Origin of the sequence: Paenibacillus sp. FSL K6-2862, from assembly GCF_038005125.1 — a bacterium.
Taxonomy (GTDB): domain Bacteria; phylum Bacillota; class Bacilli; order Paenibacillales; family Paenibacillaceae; genus Paenibacillus; species Paenibacillus illinoisensis_A.
In genome coordinates, this window is the sequence record NZ_JBBOSN010000002.1 from 1 (window position 1) to 23,157 (window position 23,157).

The window sequence follows — 23,157 nt, forward strand, 5'->3', positions numbered from 1 at the left end:
TGCAGTTGCATCATCTGTGAGCAAAACAGCTTGAAGCGGAACTTCAATTTCCACATTTTTAGGAACATACAGGAATACTCCACCGTTCCAGAGAGCCGCATGCAGAGCGGCAAGGGAATGCTCATCTGCCTTCACAGCTGTGTTCAGGTAAGGTTTTACCAGATCGCCATGCTCGCGAACCGCAGTAGCCAGATCCGTGAAAATAACGCCTTTGGCTGCCAAATCAGCAGATACCTTGGAGTATACTGTGCCGGAATTGCGCTGGATAACCAGACTGCCTTCAGCTTGATCCTGAACGAGATCTTTAATCGAAGCAGGTACTTCTTCCAGAGAAGAAATAGCCTCACTTGCTTTATATGTGCCATATTCGCTGACATTCCAGCGTTCTATTTTTTGTTTTTCCAGTTTCGGAAGCGCAAGACCACTTGCAAGCTTAAGGGCTTCAAGCCGCTGCTCGGTCAACCAGCCGGGTTCGTTGTTACTTTCCGACAAGGCGCGAAGCGCTTCAGATTCAACCGGAAGAATTGTTTGTGTAGTCATCGATTATCCTCCTCCGTTTTGTCTTTACGCTTCTTGGCCTACAGTTTCATCCGTGATTCCCAGCTCTTCCTTAACCCAGTCATATCCCTCTGCTTCCAGACGGTGAGCCAGTTCAGGTCCGCCGGATTTCACGATACGACCTTGCATCATAACGTGCACATAATCAGGTGTAATGTAGTTCAACAAACGCTGATAATGAGTGATGATGAGGAATCCACGATCTTCGCTCTTCATTGCATTTACACCATTTGCTACAATTTTCAGAGCGTCGATATCCAGACCGGAGTCAATCTCATCAAGAACTACGATTTTTGGATCAAGCAGCATCATTTGCAGAATTTCGTTACGTTTTTTCTCACCACCGGAGAAACCTTCGTTCAGGTAACGGTGTGCAAACTCTGGATTCATGTCGAGTTCTTTCATTTTGCCTTCCATTTGACGAATGAACTTGATCAGGGAGATCTCATTACCTTCGCCGCGACGTGCGTTAATAGCACTGCGCAGGAAGTCGGAGTTTGTTACGCCTGCGATTTCGCTCGGATATTGCATAGCCAGGAATAGACCTGCACGCGCGCGCTCATCTACTGCCATGTCCAATACATCTTCACCATCAAGGGTTACTGTACCGTCAGTTACTTCATACTTAGGGTGACCCATCAGAGCCGATGCCAATGTGGACTTACCTGTTCCGTTCGGACCCATGATTGCGTGGATTTCTCCACCTTTCATTTCCAGATTGAATCCTTTTAAAATTTCTTTGCCCTCGATTACTGCTTTTAAATCTTTAATTTCCAGTTTTGTTGTCATCTCATTCAATCCCCTCTGTGTGTTCCTTGCACCACTCATGTTTTCAACAGACTTGAATACTATTTATCAACATCCCACTGGTCTTTAGAATACTTGTACAACTTCCTGGATATCTTCGATTTCATCTAAAATAGCACGTTCGATACCAGCTTTTAACGTAATCGTTGAACTCGGGCAACCACTACAAGCACCTAGAAATTTCAATTTAGCAATGCCATCTTCAACTTCTATCAATTCTGCATCACCACCATCACGTTGTAAGTATGGACGCAACTTCTCTAATACCTCTGATACCTCATTGAACAACGCCATGTTATCCTTCATTTAAGCCTCTCCTTCATTATCATTTTGTTTATTTTCTACTATTGGAATGTATGTTAGACCAACTGTGTTGAGCTTATTCGACAGTAGTTCTCTGTATCATTCTTTGCTCCAAGTCCTTAGCCATATCCTTATAGAACCTCTCAATAAAAGATAGCTCATCACTTGAGTAACGATCAAAAAATTGAAAGTATCTTTGTTCTTCCAGGTTATGGAGTCGCTCGTGTAACACATACAATTCTTGACTTTTATCTGTTAATCGAAAGTAGATTTCTTTCAGATTGTCGTTAAGACGTATCCGTTCAATAAATCCCTTTTCTAAGAGTTTAGAACTTATCTTGGTTATGCTCGCCTTAGACAATTGCATGATCTCTGCAATCGCGGTGTTATTAATGGGTTCGTTTTTTCCAATACAATCAATGACATGAATTGCTGTTATGTTCGCGGGATATTCAGAAATCCCCTGTTCTCTTAGCATTTGCAATAAAGCTTTAAACTCTGTACTTTCGTACTGCTCCCTTAAATGTGAAACTTTCCAAAACAGGTCGTAAATATGTTGCAACTCAGAGGTTTGTTTCATAAATACGAAAAGCTCCTTTCACTTATTGTTAACCGGTTAACAATATTATCATACCATTACTGAATATGATTATCAATATCAATTAATTCATTCTTTACACCAATAATAAAACCAAGTAAATGTACTACTTAGAGTACACAAAGTTTTACTCTACATTTGAAAGTCCTTTTTAACCGTTTCTCTTTCCTTAAAAAGATGAATATGATCGTACTTAGTGTTGCGCTGTACAGGAATTTTGCCAGCTTCACGTATTAGGCGCAAAATAAAATTGATGTTTACTTGGTAAGTCGTACCTGCTGCTGAAACGACATTTTCTTCCATCATGGTACTTCCTAAATCATTACATCCATAGTGAAGTGATTTTTTTCCTATCTCAGTTCCCATCGTCACCCACGAAGATTGGAAATTTGGAATATTATCGAGAAAAATACGTGAAATAGCAACATTTTTCAAATATTCACTAGGTTCAACCTTCTTGACTTTTAAATTTGTGTTTTCGGGTTGGAACGTCCATGAAATAAACGCTAGAAAACAATTTGTTTCATCCTGAGCATCACGTACGCGTAATAAATGCAGAGCTCGTTCTTCAAAGGTTTCTCCAAAACCAATTACCATTGTTGCAGTTGAATGTAAACCAACTTTCTTCGCTGTCTTCATAGTCTCTATCCATTCTACCCATGATCCTTTTAAGCGGCTGATCTTTTTTCGGGTACGATCATCTAGTATCTCTGCTCCAGCTCCTGGAAGAGAATCTAACCCTGCTTCTTTAAGCTTCCGTAATACCTCCTCTAAACTCAGACCCGATAATTCAACCATTTTCTGAATTTCTACGGAAGAAAACGAGTGCATTGTAATCTGAGGAAATCGTTGTTTTATATTTTTTAGTAAATTTATATAGTAGGAAAAAGGCAAGTTAGGGTTTGTCCCCCCTTGCATCAATATTTCTGTTCCTCCAACATCAATCGTCTCCTGAATCTTTCGCATGATAACTTCATCTTCCAATACATACCCTCCGCTTTTTCCCGGTGCACGGTAAAATGCACAAAACCGACAAAATGTATCACAAATGTTTGTGTAATTAATATTACGACCAATTACAAAAGTGGTGATTGGATCAGGGTGCCACCTTTTCATAATTGTATTTGCAACTTCACCCATTTTCTCGATTTCATCACTTCTATATAACGCTATTGCATCTTCTACAGTCAGACGTTCTTTATTCAGTGCTTTCTCCAAGATTTTATCTATACTCAATTGTCGCACCTCCATTATTATTTTTTATTTCAATCCATTCAATTTATGCTGTTTGGGAGAATGGATAAAAACTAGTGCTAAAACTGCACCTACAAATGCAACGATTCCACTCCAGAAAAATGCATGTTGATATCCCTCGTTTAAAACTGTTACAGAATTATCCCCAGTATTTAAGGCTGCTGCTATGGAAACCAAGATTGCTAAACCAACTGCTGACCCTACTTGATACGTCGTATTATATAAACCCGAGGCAAGCCCTGATTCTTCTGCTTTAGCCTCCGATATGGCTGCAGTAGTTGCTGGAAGATAAGCAAGACCGTTGCCAAGAGCTGCCAAGATTAAAGGTAAGAACACATCCCCCCAATAATCTCCGTCAACTTTATTTCCTGTTAACAACAACCCAGATACACCAAGTATTAAAAAGCCGATAAACATCGTAACCTTCAACCCTAATTTTGCCATTACCTTTTCAGCGATAGCAATCATAAAAATTGCCAGAAATATCGGGGCAGGGAATATACCCATCGCCGCAACAAAAGGTTCAAATTGAAGAACCTCCTGTAGATAAAGAATAAGGAAATAAAGGAGTGGAAACCATGATGCTGCTAACATTAAGAGTGAGATGTTTCCCGCCGCTAAGTTTGGCGTTTTAAAAATACTTAATGGAACTAGCGCTTCTTTTTTAAAAATTTGAATAAGAATAAAAATGATAAGGAAAGCAGTTCCTATTGATAGAGTTAAAATAGTTAAGAAATTATTCCATCCTTTTTGTTCTGCGGTTACAATACCGTACACAATAAGCATTAATGATGCCGTAACAGAAAATGCACCTGCATAATCGATGCGGATAATATTTTCATTTTTACTCTTCTGTTTGTTTATGAATTTTGGAGTCAATATCAAGACAATAATACTAATTGGCACATAGACCAATAACGTCCATCTCCAGCTTAATAATTGGGTAAGGACACCTCCGAGAACGATACCTATGGAACCGCCAGCTGCTCCAGATAGCCCCCAAAGTGCAAGTGCTTTACCCATCTCCTTTTTATTTGCACTAAATAAAATCATAATTATAGAAAGCGCCGAAGGTGCAATCAACGCAGAACCAGCACCTTGGATGGCCCGTGCAACGTTAAGTGATATTTCGTTCCATGCCAACCCCGCGAATAAAGACGCTAACGCTAGGATTAAAACTCCTAAAATAAAGATGCGCCGCTGACCAAACAAATCGGCTAGTCTTCCTCCCAAAAGCAGAAGTCCTCCAAACATAATCAGAAATGCGTTCATTACCCATTGTAAACTTGTCTCGGTATAGCCTAGTGAATCTTTGATAGTAGGTAAGGCCACCTGAATAATAGCGCTATCCATCATAACCAGGAAATTTGCGAAACCTAATAAAGCAAGAGCTTTCCAACGCTTAGGATCAGATTTTTCGATTGAATGGATTGACATAGTCTTCTTTCTCCTCTCCGTTAGAATTACAATATTAATCAACGACTTTGCTTACTAACCTAAGACTTTATCTCTCATCAGACTGGTTTGAAGCTATTTCTTTATTATGATTAATTGAGTCTCCCTTCTTTCCCAATGAAATATTGTTAACTGGTTAACTATTTATTTACGCAATTAGAGTATTCCTTTTTTTATAATTTGTCAATTAATCTTCATAGATTTGCTCTTAGTGAAGTGTTGTACAAGCGTTCTCATTGTAAAGACGAAGCTAAACAGAACATTCTTTCGTTGTGAACAGAATTAGTACGTATAGTAGTATAATTAATGAGAAACCCCGGAGCTAAACACAGCCAACATAAGGTTCTCGGCTGACTCTCCCAAATGACAATACTTTCTGCTAACAGGATTAGACCATCATAATGTAGTTGTTAATTCGTGAATATAGAAAAAAGCCGGTCATCAAAACCGACTTGTTAATTAATTTACTAATATCAAATTTTATTTAAAGAATTGTGGAAGGTAATCACGATGAGCTTCCAACATTTCATCTAATACAGCTTTTGCTGTATCGCCACTGGTTACCAAAGGATTTAAAATAAATGCCTGCAATGCGGTGGCATAATCCCCTGTAATAGCAGCCTCGACTGTGAGTTCTTCCATAGCCTTCATTATCTGAAGAAGCCCTCTTTGGGCTGGTGGAAATTTCCCAAACTGAACTGGCTCCGCTCCATGTGACGTGATAATACTGGTTACTTCGATAGCACTATCGTAAGGCAGGTCACTGATTGCTCCTCGATTTCGGGTATTGACCACCATTTTTGTCCCTTTATTGTTATAAATTGAGTTGATAATTTCACAGGCAGCGTCACTGTAATAAGCCCCTCCACGCTTCTCAAGTTCTTGAGGCTTGTAATTGAGATTTGGATCTTTATATAATTCAAATAAGCTCTCTTCCAGACGCTTAACAACCTCACCTCGTGTTCCTTCTTTTTGTGCTTCTTCTTGCTCCTCTCTTAACATGCTATCTGTCATGTAATAGTAACGGTGATAAGGGCAAGGAAGCATTTTCAATTGAGCAATTTGTTCTTGCAAGAAACGCATTTCTTTTATGTTCTCAACCAGTTTCTCCGGCTTAGCGTCTGGTCCGTATAGTTTATCTATAAGCACCTCAGTAAGGTCATCCCCAGTTTGTCCATAAACCCTATGCCAGTGGAGATGATTGATACCCGCAAATTTGAAAAATAGGGCTTCTTCGTCCATCTCAAGCACAGCTGCCTCGTTCTTAACTGCTATAATAGGAACATTGCATAATCCAATCACTTTTTCCCATTCCCCATAACGTAGTACAGCTTCCGTAACCATGCCTGCCGGGTTAGTAAAATTGATGAGCCAAGCCTGCGGGCAAAGTTCTTTCATATCTTCTACAATTTCAAGTACAACCGGAATGGTACGAAATGCCTTTAACATGCCACCCGCCCCGTTTGTCTCCTGCCCGATCATGTCATAGCGAAGAGGTATTGTCTCATCTTTAATACGTGCGTCTAGCTGCCCTACCCGGAATTGGGTTGTGACGAAATCTGCGTCAATTAGCGCCTCTCTTCGGTCTAATGTCAGACGGACTTCACAATCTATTCCAGCAGCCCTGATCATCCGCTTTGCCATAGCACCTACAATTTCAAGTTTCTCTTTGCCCACCTCTATATCTACTAGCCAAAGTTCGCTAACCGGAAGCTCATGATGTCTTTTAATAAACCCTTCAATTAATTCCGGTGTATAACTAGAACCACCGCCAATGGTTACTATCTTTACTCCTTTTTTCAATGTGAACGCCTCCCAGAAAGATTTCTTTGCTACACTTCTACCTTAAATTATGTAATGGATTACAGGTCAAGCTTCTTTTATAAATGAAAATTTGACTCTGAGTGTGCTATGCTAATTTAAGAGGTGAAAATCATGGCCAACATACAGGAAATAGCAAGACTCGCAGGTGTATCCACAGCTACGGTCTCGCGTGTTCTTAATCAACATCCTTATGTAAATGAAACCAAGCGCAAAAAAGTTCTTGAGATCATTGAAAATCTTGACTATGTACCTAATTCCAATGCGAAATCACTCAAAAAAGGGATGACTCGTATTATTGGTGTAATGACAGGAATTCACACAAATTTGTCTACATCATTTATTCAAGCTTTTAACATTAGTGCACAAAAACATGGTTTTCATGTAATGATGTTTTTCACAAACGGAGACTGCCAACAAGAACTTATCGCACTTGAAATGCTGCGAAGTAAGCAGCTCGACGCCTTAGTCTGTCTTTTTCGGACCAACGAATGGAAAGTGATTGAATCTTATGCTAAATACGGCCCTATTGTAACTTGGCAGCGACTTGTTAGCGACTCCATACCTTCAGTTTTTATGGATCAATATCAAGGCTATATGCTAGGCCTCGAGTATCTTTTTTCCAAAGGTTATCGCAAGATTGCCAATGTCTATTCATCAAAAGGTTTAAATACGCCTGAGCGCATAAGAGCCTACAAAGATTTTGTTGCCAAGCATCATTTAGAAGCAAATGAATTTCCAGATTTTCATGATAAGCTAACGATCTATGATGGTGAGGAGATTGCAAGATGGTGGATGAATCAAACAATAAGACCGGATGCCATCGCCTGTTCAAATGATTCTGTGGCAGCTGGTCTTCTCACTGAGCTGCGGCGAGCAGGTTACTCCAGTCCAACTGACATTGGCATTTTGGGATTTGACAACACCGAATTTGCCCACTTACTAGATCTTACGACAGTTCATTATCCAGCTAATAAACAAGCAGAAAATGCCCTCTTTATCATATTGGAAATGTTAGGTCAATCATCACCTAAATCTCATTCTTTAGCATTTGAATTAATTGAGAGACGTTCAACATAAACATTGATTTCCTTATTAGTTTCTCTTTCGGGAACAAGTATAAGAGGGCCTTACAAAAAACGACTGGGTGGCGGAGATCATAATCTTCTGTGGGAGCTAATAAAAGGAAAAAATTATAAATGAGGACGATTCATGTCCTGAATAAGGCCTTGTTCTAGTGCATAGCGAGTCAGTTGTACCCGATTCTGCAACTGTAACTTCTGTAATATATTTTTCATGTGATTCTTAACCGTGTATTCCGAAATCTCATATTGACTAGCAATCTCTTTATTTGTCCAACCGGACGCTACGCCGTACAGAATGTCCAACTCTCTTGTTGTCAGTTTAACTTCTGTTTGCTTATATTCTTTTACATTGACTTCTTTAAGGATTTGGTATGCTACATCACGAGATAGTGGTGCCTCTTCATTAATAATGGAATGTAAGTACTCCAGCCAAGTGGAAGGCTCCAAGTTCTTAAGCAAGTAACCTTGAGCGCCACGCTTAATAGCCTCCAGTAAATGTAGCATGTCGTCTGAAACTGTGATCATAACAATTTTGACATAAGGAAATATCTGCTTGATCCTACTTGTAGCCTCAAGTCCGTTCATGACCGGCATCTGAATATCCATTAAGATTAAGTCAGGTAACCACTTATCCATGAAATCAATAGCTTCTTGCCCGTTGGTGACGACCCCAATGACTTCGAAGCTTACATCCATACTTAATATTACTTCAATGGCTTCCCGAGCATGTTCATGATCATCTACAATAAGTACTCTAGTTTTGGTTACATTCATTTATAGACCTCCTTACAAATTTCGATAATTGTATGTTCTTCTTGTTGACTAATGTTCAACATCCATCCCATTTCTTTACAACGTTCCTTCATGATTTGAAGTCCAAACTTGTTCTTCTTTACAAATGGATCGCCCGTAAACCCTTTACCGTTATCTTTAATAACAACCTTCCAAGTATGGGTGCCTGTTCCGACGGCGAATATAGATCCTGCTGTTGCAGCAGCATGTTTATCCATATTCATAAGCGTCTCGCGTACACAGGCAAGCAGTTCTATCTTTTCTTTATCATCCAGCTGCTGATCATTCAACTCCCATTTAATTTCCATAGGAGTACGTATGTCTCGAGCCATAAAGTGAATTTGGTTTATCAAGGAAGAATCGTTCGTTTTCACCATAGAGATCTCCTCTTGCTCCAACCTTAAATTAGTAATCGCCTGTCTTACATAGCGGTTCACTTCATGTATCGTTTTTCGCAGAGAAAGCACGTTTTGCAGATGCTGTTCTGATGTATTGTCGCTATTTAGTTTTTCTGCTTTAACCGACAAGAGGAAAAGAGATTGCGCAATACCATCATGCAATTCTCGAGCCAAATTCTCTCGCGCTTCAAGAGTGACTTTAGCAGAACGCTCATGTTGCAATTCCTTCTGTATTCTTTCTAACATGCGAAACAATTTGGTCAATAACGTAATACTGACGAGATATACGAGGACGGGTGTAAGCCAATTTCCCAAGTTCATAGAGATATAGGGCAATAAAAACTGGTGCCTTACGTATTCCCACAAAGCAACTGTGATTGTTGGAATAAGCAAAATCATCCATTTTATTTGTTTATATGTCATATTCTATTCCTCACCATTCTCATTAAACTGAATTGCTCTTTAATTAAGGATTGCGAAACACGTAACCGTTTTACATGCGCATCCACCGTACGATGATTGTGTATCTCTGCCTGAGAATTATTCCATACTTTTGCAAGCAGCTCTTTTCTTGAAAATGCCTTCCCTTGATGTTTAGCCAGAAAATGAAATAAATCATATTCCTTCGGTGTTAGATGGATTTCTTTTTGCTTGACGTATACTTTATGAGTTGCAAATCGAATCAATATGTCAGAGATCAGTAGTTCACTACCAGGCCGCGCTTTGAAGTCAAAAGGAGCACTTTCTGTTACTCTGCGTAGTATGCTTTGAATACGAAGCACAAACTCTCTTGGGCTGAAAGGTTTTGTAACATAATCGTCTGCCCCTGCCTGAAATCCTTCAATAAGTCCTTTTTCTCCAGACTCCTCAGATAATATGATGACTGGGATCACATATTTGTTCTTCACACGCTTACATATTTCAATACCGTTGATGTCGGGCAGTATTCGATTTAGAATTAATACATCATATTTATGGTTTTTTTCTAATTTCCAAAGAACTTGCATTCCAGAGGTAGCTTCTTCAACAGTAAAATTTTCTTTTTCTAAAAATTCTTTAAATAGTATACGGATGCGGTCTTCACCATCCAGCAACAGTATTCGTTTCTGAAGTACACTATGCATTAGGATACCTCCACCTTACATTTAAGAAAATCAAATGATATGATTTATTCTCGAAAGCATAACTCTTATGATAAAAATAAAAAATGGCTCTGTAGGGCTATCCATAAAAGCAAAGTCTTTCAAATGTAAACAAATGATGAACACACTAAGTACCTCGCCAGCCTAATAGAATGCAACTAAAAGACCGCCATGTGAATGGCGGTCAATGGATTATGTGGTATTTGATAACTCCCTGTTACAATGCATTCAGCCACTTAGTTATAGACAACTCATCACTGAGTTCTCCCCATAGTATTCGATTGAAGTCGCCTTCCCGATCGATAATCATGGTTGCAGGAAGACCAGTCACATTATACATATTTGAAAGCTTGCCAGTGGCATCAACAACGATATCAAAGTCGAAATGATGCTCTTCTAGAAATTCCCGGATAGTTCCCTTAGATTCTCCTACATTGATGAAAATGGCTTGGACATCCTTGGCATACGTATGCGATATGTCGTTTAATAATGGCATTTCCCTCACGCACGGTGTACACCATGATGCCCAGAAATTAAGAAGAACGACTTTCCCCCTATACTGGTTGAGCGATACGGGATTACCTGTTAAATCTGTGGCATTAAACTCCGGTGCCAACCTTCCCTCTTCAATCTTCGTTCCCCGCTTTTGCTGAGGATCTGCTGATTGATGAAGGATGACTCCAATGCTTACCACGATCGCGGTGATAGCAATGAGTGCGGTAAGCCACTGCCGTAAGGTCAACTTCTGGAATGACATGTAAACGAAAACCTCACTTTATTCCCAAACTATAATGAAATGCATGGTACAAACTTCCGAATTGCTCCCTGAACTTTGCAGTCGGTCCAGTTCCTACATTCACTCCTTCATTCATGAACACAACTTCGTCAGCAATTTCCTCTGCAATTTCCAACTGATGCGTCGAAAATATGATCATTTGCCCATCACGTTTGAACTCTTTTAGAAGTTGAACGAGTTCACGCATCCAAAATGGATCAAGTCCATTGGTTGGTTCGTCCAGAACAAGTAAAGCAGGCTTGGCCAGCAGGGATTGTGCAAGAAGCAATCGTTGCCGCATGCCTTTAGAGAAGGTCGTGACGCGTTGTTTTCTATTGGTATCGAGCCCCACCGTGGCAAGAACGTCATCCACTCTACTAGATGATACTCTTTTCAGATCGGCCCAGAATTGTAGGGTTTCTTGTGCGGATAATCCCTGATTGAATTGGAAATCGTCCGGCATATAACCGATCTGTTCTGCAAATGTTCTTCGGTGGGTCCAGGTGCGAAGATCATTAACCACGATGTCTCCCGAAGTGGGACGCATAATGCCAACGATCATGCGAAGAACGGTACTTTTACCAGCACCGTTTCCTCCACATAAAGCGACAGTTTGCCCCGAGTGAATCTGAAAGGAGATGTCTTTAACAAGTTGTTTCCCCTTTATGGTTTTGGATACATCTGTCACTAGCGCAAACCCTGCTCTACAGTTCTCATCCACGATAACGCCTCCTTTCCCATATCCAGTGAATTACCAACAGGAATACGGTGATCCAAACGATGATAAGCGCCATTAAAATCCAAGTACCGACGGGCTGCTGAATCCATTGCACCCAGCGATAGTACTCTGGCCCAAGAACAGATCCGCCCCCGAGTTTAATAATGACGAATAACCGAACAATTTCTGCCGGATTCAACAATGTGAATATGGACACCATCGGCTGAATCCATGTGTAGGGAACAAAACTCAAGCCTGCAATTAGTAGAGTTGGCCAAGCAATGACTGAAAAAAACCAAACCGAAACTGAAATTGTGAGCGCTTGCCAGCGGTTTTTGCATACGGATCCTATGAATAAGGCAATGGTCAAGAACATGAACACAAGACCACATGAAAATAGAATAAACAGTCCATATGTCAACAAGCTAAACGAATTACCCATAAATCCACTAATAAGGCCCATCAGCCCGTACCCAAACGAGACAATCACAATCAAGACACACGATAATCCTAAGTATTTCCCGAGTATAAACGAGGATGTAGCCAGCGGGTATGTAGATAATAACTGCCAACTCCCATCCTCTTTCTCGGATGTCAGTGAGAATGAACCAATGAATAATGTCATTAGCGGCAATAGATATAAGATTAAATTGACCAGCGAACTTGTCGTTCCAGAATAGCCTTCAACCACATTGAGTGAATTAATGACTAGAAGACTTAAGCTAAATACGCAAAACAAAATCAGGAACGAATAAGACCACGGATTGCGAAATCCCAACTTCACTTCACGATTGGCTACATCGATCACATGGGGGATCATGTCATTTCACCAACTTCTGTATTAATGATGGCCTGTATGTCCCTGTATATTCTCAGACCCATGCGACTCTGCAGCGTCCTGTTCATGTTTATGACTGTGCCCCTCTTCCCCCATCATATCCATCCCCTCGGTATTCTGCTTCCAATCATGGGATTTCAGATCTGCGGCAGTCATAATTTCACCTACGCCCTGTTCCTGAATGAAGTTTTCGGCAGACTCTTTGTCTTTGAAGCTGACAAGTCCATAGGCCATTGGCGTCCGAATAGAGGCATCGTACACAAAAGTGGCTTTATTGAATTCGATCCATTCTTTGTCGTTATAGTCACGAACAAAATCCATACCGATCTGCTCGGTCCCATTTTTCTCTTTCCACTCGTTCATACATCCAATATCATCGAATTTGAAGGTTTGTCCATCTTTCGTAGTCAATTGTGTAGCATACGCATCATCCTTAACTTGCATGTTACAGATGACGCAAACATCAACGTCCTCATTAATAGGTATCGCTGTATATTTTGGTCCACACCCTTGCAATAGAAAGATCGACCAAAGCGTAATTAAGGCCATTTTCCAGTGTTTCATTTTTGTTTTCCTCCTAAATGGATCATACTGCAGGCAGATACAAGCATCAGCAAAGCACCCAACCACGGCACGATTCGATGGCTTGTTGACTTTCTTTCCATCATATTTGAATCTGAATCCAGCTTCATTAGAGGTGAGATGTCTGTTGTCCAGTCAGCTCGTCCTTCAGTATGCAACTCACTTAAAAACATCATGCCTGGTGATTTAAAAAAGAGCTGAAATGGTGCCCTTCGTCTAACCAGGTCTTGATAAAAAGGGTTTATAGTGTAAGCCATTTCACTTGCCCCATCCCGGTTCAGATCAAGGCCTTGAAAGGAATCCCAATAATTATTCTTGATGATGTTATATTGACTTTCAACTGCTTGTGCTTCAATTACGTTGGACACAAAATGGTTAGAATGTATCTCGTTTCGTTCTGCAGCGAGCAATTGCACGCCAATATAGTTCCGAACTACATCATTTAGGATAATTTCATTCTGAGACGATTCTTGAATATACAAACCCACACGGTTTCCTTCTAATGCATTATTTATAATTATTGAATCTTGGACATCATACATCGATATTCCTTGCGAGTGTACATTGTTATTTTGCATACGGAAGGAATTGTTCGAAACAGTAGCTTCTCGAACACCCATAATCATGGCACCGGTAATGTTAAGCTCACCTATGTTGTTAATAACCTTAGTACGGAGTAAATACATACAGTGAATAGCATATCGCGAACGCGTTATCGTATTATTTATAACTTCGGTATCCCAACTATTCTCCAAATAAATACCGTCTCGCATGCCACTGATCAGATTGTTTGTTATGCTTATATTTTGTGATGCATATAAATCAATTCCATTTCCTTTCTGAGCAATGGAAATCGTTTCGGTTCCTATCCAAACTACTTTATTATTTTGAATGATGACATCTAAAGCTTTTCTTAATATTATGCCGTAACCTTTAGTTTGAATGTTAAGATCGGTTATAGTAACTTTACTCCCTGAAACTTGAATTGCACCAAGTTCGTCCACAGACTTCTGCTCTACATTGAACCCCTTTAAGAAAACATTATCTGCATTGACTGAGATAGCGGGGGCTACCTCCTTATTGATTAACTTTGTCTCTAAATTTCCTTTGATAGTTATGCTTTTGTTAATCGTAACGGGACCTCGATATGTACCAGGTGGAAGAATAATAACTTCACCTTCCTGTGCCTGGTCAATTAAAGGCTGCAAGAGAACCAGAGAATTGTTTGGTTCAGAATAAGCATTATTATTAATAAAAAATAGGCTTAGAATACCGATACCGCAGAGACAAGTAATTAATTTCCATACAAACCGATCAAGTTCAGATTTATGAGTGTATTCATTCAAAATTCCAATACTATCCCCTCCTTTTCACAGATAGATTTTAATTTGATATGAAGCGTGACGATAGAAATTGTGATCCCACCTGATACTAGTGTACAAACATTCTAAAAAATTCTATATAGCTCAACCTGGCTAGAGGAGGAAGGGAGTTTGTCAAATTTGTGATGTGTTTCAATGAATTGCATCCTTTTTATAAGTTCCAGCTAAGCTTAACTACATTTATGAAATGTGATAAAATTCTTTTGAAATTCAATGATCATATGGTAGTTTAAACCGACATCTCCGTGGACCGAATGACAGGCGTCCTTAATGTTTAGGGAGAGCGTTTTTGTTCACTTACGATTAAATAGATAGTAAGGTGTATAAAAAAGGCAGTCGATCACGTCGATCAACTGCTTCTTTATACAATCATCATTCTCTTTAGATCAGCCCATTTAGAGTTTAGAGATTTTTATGTAGAGATCCTACTCACCTTATTCTCTTTAAAAGAGGAGAAGGTGAGTAGGATTACAGTGGCATGTGTTGATTCACTTTTTGTCTTCTAATAATTTTTGAACCAGTAGCAATTGCAATTAACCTGATCTATTATAGTCAGAAAATAAATAGTATTGCATATGCAGTTAAACAGAAAATGACTAGACAGAAACCTACCAGAATATATTGCTATATGGAGGGAAAATTAATTGCACTATATAAAGTACGATTGTATTTCAATCTATCTATTTGGTCGCAACCAGAATATTAATGGAACAAGCAGTAGCGCGAGAATACCACTTGTGTAAGATAAAACTGCGTAACTTGAGTTAGCAACAACCAATCCTGACAAAACGCCAGCTGATGCTCCTGCCAAAGCGATAAGTACGTCTACTGAACCCTGCATTTTTGCACGATTAGAGGCAGTTGTCGAATCAATTATTAATGCCGTTCCGCTTATTAATCCTAAGTTCCATCCTAATCCCAACAGTGAAAGCGCAATGACTAACATGACCATTGAGTCCTCCGGAGCAAGAGCAGCAACAACACCAGCTAATAGAAGTGTAATATTTGAAGCTATCGCCATAAAAATCCGTCCTAACTTATCCACTAATAATCCTGTGAACAGCGAAGGCAGATACATGGCGCCAATATGAAAGCCGATGACCAAACCGACTTCTCCTAGTCCATGGCCGTGATGCTTCATGTGTACGGGAGTCATGGTCATAATTGCCACCATTACAATTTGAGTTACAACCATAACTAGTGCTCCAAGTGTTATCCCCCTTTTCCCAGAAAGACCTACGTTACCCATTGTTGATTGAATATTTAATTTTTCTCTATGTTTTGCGATGGCATGGGCAACCAATAAAGGATCCGGACGTAAAAACAATAAAAGGACAATCCCAGCCGCTATGTATGCAGCTGCAGCCAGTAAAAACGGACCTGCCAAACTCGGAATGCCTATGATTAGAGCTACATTACCCATCACACCTACCAAGTTGGGTCCCGCAACAGCTCCAATGGTAGTAAAAACCATAGCCATACTTGCTGCAGTGGCTCTTTGCTTAGGGGTAGCTAAATCTGTGGCTGCATAACGCGCCTGCAAATTTGTTGCAGTACCTGCGCCATAAACTAAGAGTGCTATTAACAGTAACGTAATGCTATCTACTACAGAAGCTGCAATAATTCCTAGCGCGCCTATTCCTCCAATGATAAATCCGAATCCGAGTCCTATTCTTCTTCCTAGATTTTGTGAATATCTACCAATTAGGAGAGCGGCAAGGGCAGAACCGAGTGTAAATAATGCGGTAGGTACTCCACTGTACTTATCAGATCCCATCATATCCTGCGCAATTAATCCCCCTACTGTAATCCCAGCAGCAAGACCTGCTCCACCAAAGATCTGTGAGATGATCACTATACTGATTGTACGTCGATATAAATCTCTTTGTTTCTCAGGAGAATCAACATATGATTGTATATTCTCTTGCTTCTTCGAAGCAGCACTTAATAAAGACATGTTATTTTTCATCCTTCCAGTAAATGTGAACGCCTTTAACTATTTATCGGTCGGATCAAAAGCCGGTCCTTTATTAGCTAACTTTATTCTCCTATTCCTGACAAACATTTCAGACCGTCTTAACTTTTGAGAATTGATTCCATTCATGAACACTTTTATTCAAATAACTCGCCTGAAAACCGTTTGCCTTTAGCAGTTCAGTTGCTTGTATAGCTGACAGACAGTATTCCCCTCTGCAGTAGGCTACTATCATCGTGTTAACTGGCAATAGATTCAACTGTTCTGCCAGTTCCTCAATTGGAATGGAAATTGCACCCTGGATATGTCCTGAATCAAATTCATCAGATGGACGTACATCTAATAGAGTAACCTCCCTGCGTTCGATGCGTCCTGCCAATTCCTCCATTGTTACAGCTTCAATTCCCTTAAATTGTCCCGTAAACTGTTGTTTAATATGTTGAATTTCAATCAATTTTTTTTCAGACAACCCATATAATGAATCTAGAAATTCAAGTACCGCAGGATCAGAAAGTTGATAGACAACAAAATTCCCTCGCTTTTCATATTGAACTAACTTAGACTGATACAAAATTTGCAAATGTTGCGACACATTAGCAACTGACATCGATGTGATTTTAGCAAGATATTCTACGGATTTAGGTCCCTGTGTCAACACATCTAAAATCTCCAACCTCTTTGGACTTGACATGCTTTTTCCTATTCGAGCAAATTCATTGAACAGTTCTAGTCTGTAACGATGTTTTTCCATTTCCCACCCCAACTAGTCAATAGATTTATTGAATGCTTTAATGGTAAAGGTACCTTGGTATCTTGTCAATCATTTTGCTCAAGTGACTATCTGTTTTTACGAATACCACGCGATCCAAAACTCTAAGTATGCAACAATTCAATATAAGAGCAATTAACTTTATATATTTCCAGTTGTTATTCATCATTGAAATCCAGATTGACTGAATCTATTGCTTTAAACTTTGCTATAGAAAGAAAACTAACCTTGATTCACCTGAAATTCTAGTACTTTATGACAAAAAAAAAACTTGTCTCATGACAGGTTTTTTTAATAATATCTAGAGTTACCATTTCTCTTTTAGCTGGGTTAATACCGTAAATGGTAGCCACGCTCTAGGAAAGTTAGAGAAGCACAGTAAACCACGTAGACCTAACAGACAATACACCCAAGTTTCTTTCGATTAGTCTATGCTGACGCCATATATCGGAAAATGGTGAATCGAAATATCCATAGGTTTTTCATGTAAAGCAAGATATTTACCCTTCTCAAATCCCTTTAATCAATTGTTTTTAAGCTCCGTACTTTTTCCGGGGTTACATCATTTCCAAGTCGATCCATCACCTTTAATCCGAGAAATGTATTAAGGACTTGACCTCGTATTTGATTTAAATAATCTTCTCGGAGCAATTGCTGTTCGATTTTTTCTTCAACTGATAATCCTTTTTCACGCTGCTTTCTTGCTAACTCATTAATTCGCTGTAAAGAATTAATCATTAAATCCCGCCGTTCAGTTTAATATTGTCGTGTTATCTATTATTTTCAGTATTAAACGTCTCGTATATGACTTATCACTATACAGTGCTTTTTGTTGAAGCGGCTTTTGTATACTTCATACCAAGCTAGTAGCAGAATTTCAGCCATTTTGGATTTTGTATAAATACTAATAAGGATAGCTAAGCAATTAATCTTGCTCCTCTTAATATTTTGACCAAAACACTATATAGTCATATATCCAAATAATAATTCTATCCATGCATGAGTTCATTACTTTTAAGTAATAGGTTCTTTGCAAAGCCCACAAGTCGAACTGCCTCTTTTGTCCGGAGGAAACTAACTTCCAAAGCATCTTCACCTAGACGAAAACGATCCAATGCGTCTGCATCTTTGAAAATCTGATATAGCAAATCGACCCCTTCATTTGAACCGAAAGACATGTTAATCTCAGACAAACCAAGCGAATCATCTTGATCGTGGTAATAACTGACGTTATAAACTCGCTTATCAAAAGACAAGTTGTGCTTCAAACAAAATTCTTTGTAATACTCTGCTGCACGTCTACCATGTCCTTTATCAATTCCATCATCAAGACGCCGGGAATCATGAAAAACAGACACCATTTGTAGCACGCTCAGTTCTTCCTCACTGAGACCTTTTTGATATCCAATGAAGAGCGCTAGCAACATCACTCTTGCACAATGGGATTTCGTATGCCATTCGCTATCTGGGAGCCAAAAAACTATTTTTTCGTTCATAAATGTATATCCTTGTTCGTACAACTCTTGAATTGGTTGATACATAGAATCACTCAGAATACTCGGCAGGTTTATCATACAGATTCTCCTTCCTGCATTAACTCAAATGATCATTTCATTAAGACTAGTTGCTGTAAAATATCCGATATATCTCCGTCAATTCCAATAGATTTAGAAGAAATTGTATCAGGTATAAAGAGCTCGGTACCTTTATTAAAAGTAATATACGTTGCCTTTTCATGTAAAATTGTTAAATTCATTAATGGAGCTTTAATCAATTTATTTCTAGCACCTACGCCTAATTCCAGTAAGACCAGTTCATCTCCTTGAACATTATCAATAAAATTCTGATATCCCTGATAGCTTTCTTGCCAGGATTGACCTCTTAAGAAATTTCGATCGACTTCGACATGGACTTGCATTGGTCCACTACACACAGGACAGCAAGGAATAAGATCAAGTGGGACTTTTCCGTCTTCTTGGTGTTGGTTCATTTTGCTCAGTATTTCGTCGCCCGGATAAATTTGGTCATGGCAACTATTAGAGCATTGTAAGTTTGAGCAATTACCTTCAATTTCGAAAAGACGTTCTTTTGCAAATCCTGCTTGTCTAAAATGATCGTCTATGTTGGAAGTAATCACGAAGTAGTTTTTAACTTTAATCAGTTCATATAAATTTTTCATAACGGAACTAACTTGCTTATTGTATAAAAAGTAATTATACAAGCGACTGAAAAATGCCCACTTTTCTGGCTCGCTAGGAAATGGGTAAAAACATCCCTCTATAATGCTATGAAATCCATACTTTACACTTAAATCTCCAAAGTTTGTTTGAAAGTCTTTGTTATTTGCAAATATATGAACACCTTCTGAAATTGAAAGGCCATTACTAGCTCCAATGATAATTCCTTTAGCATCCTGTATCTTATTTATGATCTTTTGATATTTCTCATTCATATAATTCCACATCCTTATCCTTATTGAACTCGAATATAAAATAAAATATTCCGCATTCACAACTGTGGATCCAGCATAATGTTATACCGCATCTTGTTTTCTTTTTCGTTGTTCGTTCAATACATCCTGTAACACAGGAGCTATATTCTCATGCACTGCAAGACCCTTATCCTTCAGTTGATGCGGCAACAAAGCGTCCTTTGGATTAATAGTGATGTAATATGCATCTGACCAACTATAGGTCATGTTCCAGAAAGGCTCTTTAATAAACATGGGTGTCATTTGACCTACACCTAATTCCAAGAAAAGAACTTTCTTTTCGTGATTTTCCAGAAGAAACTCACGATATTTTCGATGTTCATCTCTAAATTTACTTCCTTCCAAAAATACAAAAGAGCGTACCCATAATTCCATTTTGCCACCACACACTGGACACTTTGGAACCAGGTTAGATGGGATCTTTGTACCTACTATATGGTTACATAAATCTTTTGCCTGTTCTGCATAAGGATAAATATCATCATGACAAGGACTCCCACACTGTAAATAAGTCCAGTTACCTTGTATTGCGCTGACTTTCTCTTCAGGGAACATTTGAAGGAATTGAGTGTCTTGATTTGTAGTGAGGATATAGTAATTCTTATCGTGTATAATTTCATACAGATCCTTATACGGCTGACCTATCGGAACATCAGCTACAAAGTTAATTAAAGTTGCAAGATATGCCCATCGTTCTTCTTCAGTACGGAATTTGTAATAAAAACCTCCAAAAATACTGTCAATTCCATATTCCTCAGCAAATGCACTAAAATACTTTTGGAAATTTGCATCATTTAGGTACCAGTTATACCCCGCGGCAGCTGACATCCCAGCAGCACCACCAACTATTATTGCATCAGCCTCTTCAATTTTTTGTAGTATATTGTCTATATTATCTAGATATTGTTCTGTTAACATATTGATCTGTCCTCCTAATTAATTGTCATTGTATTGAGAATCATTCACTGTTTATAACTCCCCTAGAGATGCATAACTTTTGTATCCTTAGGTGCCAATGTATTATATAGCCGGTATAAATAAACCGACAAGTATGCACTTTTTAGACATATACTATCCTGTAGGATAGTGTTAGCCTTTGAATATCCAATTTGTGTACAAAAAACTTGTTCAGCATAGTTCTGTTCTAAACGATCGCCTACTTCAATCATATCCTCGTAAGTACGATATTCATTGGTAGAATCACCCTAAACATTCAACGCTGAATTGCGTGAGTAGATCGCGATCGCCTCGTTTCCAAATCCGTCTGTATCGGAATTCCTTAGGATGCACCGTAATATTTAGGTCGATATCAATAGTAACCACAAGTTTCATAAGAGCTTGGTCAGTCGCTGTTAATTTAGCTTTTAAAAAAAGAATTCATCTGGATATTACATGGTTAACTTTTCATCATTTTGTTATGTATTCTTTTCAAATGAATGCAAACGTACTATATTCACAGGAGAATTGAAAATTAATTACTATCTAATTGCATCTTTTGGACTCTACTTTACTTGAGTCAGACTGTATTATATAGTTAGTATATAAATATAAAGAAGTATGGATATTAAAGTTTATACTATCTAGGAGGATAGTGTGGTTATGAAAACATCTAAAGTAAATATCGCTGACAACGAAGAGACTTTTTTTGGCTACACGCTTTCTATCATCAATGGTAAATGGAAATTGCTTGTTATTTATTATTTATCAAAAAATGGCTCAGTACGTTATAATGAACTTCAACGAATGATAGGTAAAATTAGTTTTAGAACTCTTAGTTCAACTTTAAAGGAAATGGAGATAGATGGCTTAGTTCATCGTGAGGAATATCCGCAAATCCCCCCGAAGGTTGAATATAGCTTAACAATTAAAGGTCAAACTCTATGGCCACTTATTCAAGAGATGTGCCAATGGGGGGAACTTAATAATGAAAAGTAAGTACAAATTCCTACTCGAAAAAAGGTATAAATCCTCATACTGAGGATTTATACCTTTTTTATCTATTCAACCCAAACTAATTATAAGCATTTCTTCTCATGTAGCATTCACAGGATTCTGCTGTTTAATCTTCTGTATAGAGAGATGTACAGTATAGTTTCCATACTCAAGAATCTTATCCAGAAAAAGATTTAACTTTTCCTGAGATTCCACTATAATTTTCATATGGTAACAACCTTCTCCTGATACGCGATGAACCTCTATTACCTCATTGCGCTCATTCATTAAACGTATAAAAGATTCATGATTTGCTGTTTTCATATAAATGATGATAAAAGCCGTATAGGTAAGACCTAATTTCATCTCATTCACAACTAGCGAATACTCTCTAATCACACCACTTTCTTCAAGTTTCTTTATACGATTTCCTACAGCTTGTCCCGTCATATGAATTTGTTCACCAATGTCTTTCCATTGAAACCGTGAATTCTTAGATAATAACCGAAGAATCTGAATATCAGTGTTGTCTAGTTCCATATTAATTCCTTTCACCATGAAATTTTTTATGATATAAGTGTTTCGTCAACTGATCGATAAAAATCAATATACGATTTATGATAATAGTGTAACAAAAAAACTTAAACGAGGTGGAGAATAATGAGCACAGCTCTGATTATTGTAGATATTCAAAACGACTATTTCCCAAATGGAAAGATGGAATTAAGCAAACCTGAAGAAGCAGCTTCTAATGCTGCAAAAGTGCTTGACTGGTTCAGAAAAAACAACAATGATAACATCTTCCATGTCCAACATATCGCAAGTGATCCAGCGTTAGGTTTCTTTCTTCCGGATACGGAGGGCGCAGAGATTCATAAAGCTGTGCTACCATTGGAAAATGAAATTATCATAAAAAAACACTTCCCTAACAGCTTTCTACAAACTGAGTTACAAAGTAAACTCAAAGAGAAAGAAGTAACCAAAGTAGTGGTTGTAGGCATGATGACACATATGTGTATTGATGCAACTGTTAGAGCTGCAGTGGACCTAGGGTATGATACAACACTTATTGAAGATGCTTGTGCAACAAGAGAAATGTCTTATCACAATGCAGTTGTACCAGCTGAACAAGTTCATTATGCGTTTGTTGCAGCACTTGAAAGCATGTATTGTAAAGTAACATCAACAGCAAATTTCCTAAATCATTCAAATTAAAAAGACTCTAAGTTACTCGTTCTATAAAGTAGGCGTATAAGTAGAATAATAACGATCACTCTCCATTCTCAATAAACTGATGGAGAGTGATCGTTATTTATTTAAAGCAAAATCATCATCGGAAACCAATAGGTTAAAAAACCTCTGTTGAATGCATAATTTCTATAACATATTTACTCCCTTTCCATTCTGCTACATCAACATAAATTTTATTCCTAGTACAAACCATTAATTTAGTCAGATAAAAAATATTACGAACGCTCTTCA

The 23,157-nt window shown here is 38.5% G+C and carries 24 protein-coding genes and 1 pseudogene; 3 read left to right on the forward strand and 22 right to left on the reverse strand.

From position 1 onward, the window contains the following. From MHB82_RS29865 to MHB82_RS29895, 7 genes and pseudogenes are all read right to left on the reverse strand, one after another. A pseudogene (locus MHB82_RS29865) lies at window positions 1–540 on the reverse strand (Fe-S cluster assembly protein SufD); the annotation flags it as partial. Window positions 541–564: 24 nt separating this feature from the next. Further along, complete coding sequence (gene sufC, locus MHB82_RS29870; RefSeq protein WP_341176727.1) at window positions 565–1,347, reverse strand: Fe-S cluster assembly ATPase SufC; 783 nt, start codon at window positions 1,345–1,347, stop codon at window positions 565–567. A gap of 84 nt (window positions 1,348–1,431) precedes the next feature. Continuing rightward, the gene (locus MHB82_RS29875) at window positions 1,432–1,671 is read right to left on the reverse strand and encodes a NifU family protein (RefSeq protein ID WP_341176728.1); all 240 of its coding nucleotides are present in this window, start codon (window positions 1,669–1,671) and stop codon (window positions 1,432–1,434) included. Between the two features lie 73 nt (window positions 1,672–1,744). Beyond that, the gene (locus MHB82_RS29880; RefSeq protein WP_341176729.1) at window positions 1,745–2,248 is read right to left on the reverse strand and encodes a MarR family transcriptional regulator; all 504 of its coding nucleotides are present in this window, start codon (window positions 2,246–2,248) and stop codon (window positions 1,745–1,747) included. A 150-nt stretch (window positions 2,249–2,398) separates the two neighbouring features. Continuing rightward, window positions 2,399–3,502, reverse strand: a complete 1,104-nt coding sequence (gene mqnC / locus MHB82_RS29885; protein ID WP_341176730.1) for a cyclic dehypoxanthinyl futalosine synthase — start codon at window positions 3,500–3,502, stop codon at window positions 2,399–2,401. A 24-nt stretch (window positions 3,503–3,526) separates the two neighbouring features. Next, on the reverse strand, window positions 3,527–4,957 hold the full coding sequence (locus MHB82_RS29890) for an MFS transporter (RefSeq protein WP_341176731.1): 1,431 nt from the start codon (window positions 4,955–4,957) through the stop codon (window positions 3,527–3,529). A 498-nt stretch (window positions 4,958–5,455) separates the two neighbouring features. Continuing rightward, entirely contained in the window at window positions 5,456–6,778 is a 1,323-nt protein-coding gene (locus MHB82_RS29895) for a 6-phospho-beta-glucosidase (protein ID WP_341176732.1), read from the reverse strand. Window positions 6,779–6,910: 132 nt separating this feature from the next. Between MHB82_RS29895 and MHB82_RS29900 the strand changes: the two genes are divergently transcribed. Beyond that, window positions 6,911–7,876 (forward strand): LacI family DNA-binding transcriptional regulator, encoded by a 966-nt coding sequence (locus MHB82_RS29900; RefSeq protein WP_341176733.1) that lies wholly within the window; start codon window positions 6,911–6,913, stop codon window positions 7,874–7,876. A gap of 113 nt (window positions 7,877–7,989) precedes the next feature. Here MHB82_RS29900 and MHB82_RS29905 read toward each other — a convergent pair whose 3' ends face one another. From MHB82_RS29905 to MHB82_RS29970, 14 genes are all read right to left on the reverse strand, one after another. Continuing rightward, a complete protein-coding gene (locus tag MHB82_RS29905; protein WP_341176734.1) occupies window positions 7,990–8,655 on the reverse strand; it encodes a response regulator transcription factor in 666 nt (221 codons plus the stop codon). Beyond that, window positions 8,652–9,494, reverse strand: a complete 843-nt coding sequence (locus MHB82_RS29910; protein ID WP_341176735.1) for a sensor histidine kinase — start codon at window positions 9,492–9,494, stop codon at window positions 8,652–8,654. Before MHB82_RS29910 ends, MHB82_RS29905 begins: the two co-directional genes overlap by 4 nt. Beyond that, a complete protein-coding gene (locus MHB82_RS29915; RefSeq protein WP_341176736.1) occupies window positions 9,491–10,195 on the reverse strand; it encodes a response regulator transcription factor in 705 nt (234 codons plus the stop codon). The genes MHB82_RS29910 and MHB82_RS29915 overlap by 4 nt, the downstream gene beginning before the upstream one ends. Before the next feature lie 235 nt (window positions 10,196–10,430). Then, window positions 10,431–10,970, reverse strand: a complete 540-nt coding sequence (locus tag MHB82_RS29920; RefSeq protein ID WP_341176737.1) for a TlpA family protein disulfide reductase — start codon at window positions 10,968–10,970, stop codon at window positions 10,431–10,433. A 13-nt stretch (window positions 10,971–10,983) separates the two neighbouring features. Beyond that, complete coding sequence (locus tag MHB82_RS29925) at window positions 10,984–11,709, reverse strand: ABC transporter ATP-binding protein (protein WP_341176738.1); 726 nt, start codon at window positions 11,707–11,709, stop codon at window positions 10,984–10,986. Continuing rightward, the gene (locus MHB82_RS29930; protein WP_341176739.1) at window positions 11,702–12,526 is read right to left on the reverse strand and encodes an ABC transporter permease; all 825 of its coding nucleotides are present in this window, start codon (window positions 12,524–12,526) and stop codon (window positions 11,702–11,704) included. Before MHB82_RS29930 ends, MHB82_RS29925 begins: the two co-directional genes overlap by 8 nt. Before the next feature lie 21 nt (window positions 12,527–12,547). Continuing rightward, window positions 12,548–13,108 (reverse strand): nitrous oxide reductase accessory protein NosL, encoded by a 561-nt coding sequence (locus tag MHB82_RS29935; protein WP_341176740.1) that lies wholly within the window; start codon window positions 13,106–13,108, stop codon window positions 12,548–12,550. Further along, window positions 13,105–14,472, reverse strand: a complete 1,368-nt coding sequence (locus MHB82_RS29940) for a right-handed parallel beta-helix repeat-containing protein (protein ID WP_341176741.1) — start codon at window positions 14,470–14,472, stop codon at window positions 13,105–13,107. The genes MHB82_RS29935 and MHB82_RS29940 overlap by 4 nt, the downstream gene beginning before the upstream one ends. Before the next feature lie 712 nt (window positions 14,473–15,184). Beyond that, a complete protein-coding gene (locus MHB82_RS29945) occupies window positions 15,185–16,465 on the reverse strand; it encodes an MFS transporter (RefSeq protein WP_341177127.1) in 1,281 nt (426 codons plus the stop codon). A gap of 109 nt (window positions 16,466–16,574) precedes the next feature. Further along, window positions 16,575–17,234 carry a metalloregulator ArsR/SmtB family transcription factor gene (locus tag MHB82_RS29950; RefSeq protein ID WP_341176742.1) on the reverse strand — a complete coding sequence of 220 codons (660 nt, stop codon included), beginning with the start codon at window positions 17,232–17,234 and terminating at the stop codon, window positions 16,575–16,577. Between the two features lie 537 nt (window positions 17,235–17,771). Further along, entirely contained in the window at window positions 17,772–17,990 is a 219-nt protein-coding gene (locus MHB82_RS29955) for a DUF896 domain-containing protein (RefSeq protein ID WP_341176743.1), read from the reverse strand. A 251-nt stretch (window positions 17,991–18,241) separates the two neighbouring features. After that, window positions 18,242–18,826 (reverse strand): HD domain-containing protein, encoded by a 585-nt coding sequence (locus MHB82_RS29960; RefSeq protein ID WP_341176744.1) that lies wholly within the window; start codon window positions 18,824–18,826, stop codon window positions 18,242–18,244. A gap of 32 nt (window positions 18,827–18,858) precedes the next feature. After that, window positions 18,859–19,704: a Sir2 family NAD-dependent protein deacetylase gene (locus tag MHB82_RS29965; protein ID WP_341176745.1), complete on the reverse strand. Its 846-nt coding sequence runs from the start codon at window positions 19,702–19,704 to the stop codon at window positions 18,859–18,861. Between the two features lie 81 nt (window positions 19,705–19,785). Then, window positions 19,786–20,661 carry a deacetylase SIR2 gene (locus MHB82_RS29970; protein WP_341176746.1) on the reverse strand — a complete coding sequence of 292 codons (876 nt, stop codon included), beginning with the start codon at window positions 20,659–20,661 and terminating at the stop codon, window positions 19,786–19,788. A gap of 675 nt (window positions 20,662–21,336) precedes the next feature. On the opposite strand from MHB82_RS29970, the gene MHB82_RS29975 reads away from it, so the two are divergent. Further along, window positions 21,337–21,678, forward strand: coding sequence for a winged helix-turn-helix transcriptional regulator (locus tag MHB82_RS29975; protein ID WP_445671279.1), 342 nt, complete (start codon window positions 21,337–21,339; stop codon window positions 21,676–21,678). 96 nt (window positions 21,679–21,774) lie between these two features. On the opposite strand, the gene MHB82_RS29980 is transcribed toward MHB82_RS29975, so the two are convergent. Beyond that, the gene (locus tag MHB82_RS29980) at window positions 21,775–22,230 is read right to left on the reverse strand and encodes an Lrp/AsnC family transcriptional regulator (RefSeq protein ID WP_341177128.1); all 456 of its coding nucleotides are present in this window, start codon (window positions 22,228–22,230) and stop codon (window positions 21,775–21,777) included. Between the two features lie 105 nt (window positions 22,231–22,335). Between MHB82_RS29980 and MHB82_RS29985 the strand changes: the two genes are divergently transcribed. Then, complete coding sequence (locus tag MHB82_RS29985) at window positions 22,336–22,890, forward strand: cysteine hydrolase family protein (protein WP_341176748.1); 555 nt, start codon at window positions 22,336–22,338, stop codon at window positions 22,888–22,890. Window positions 22,891–23,157 lie beyond the last annotated feature (267 nt).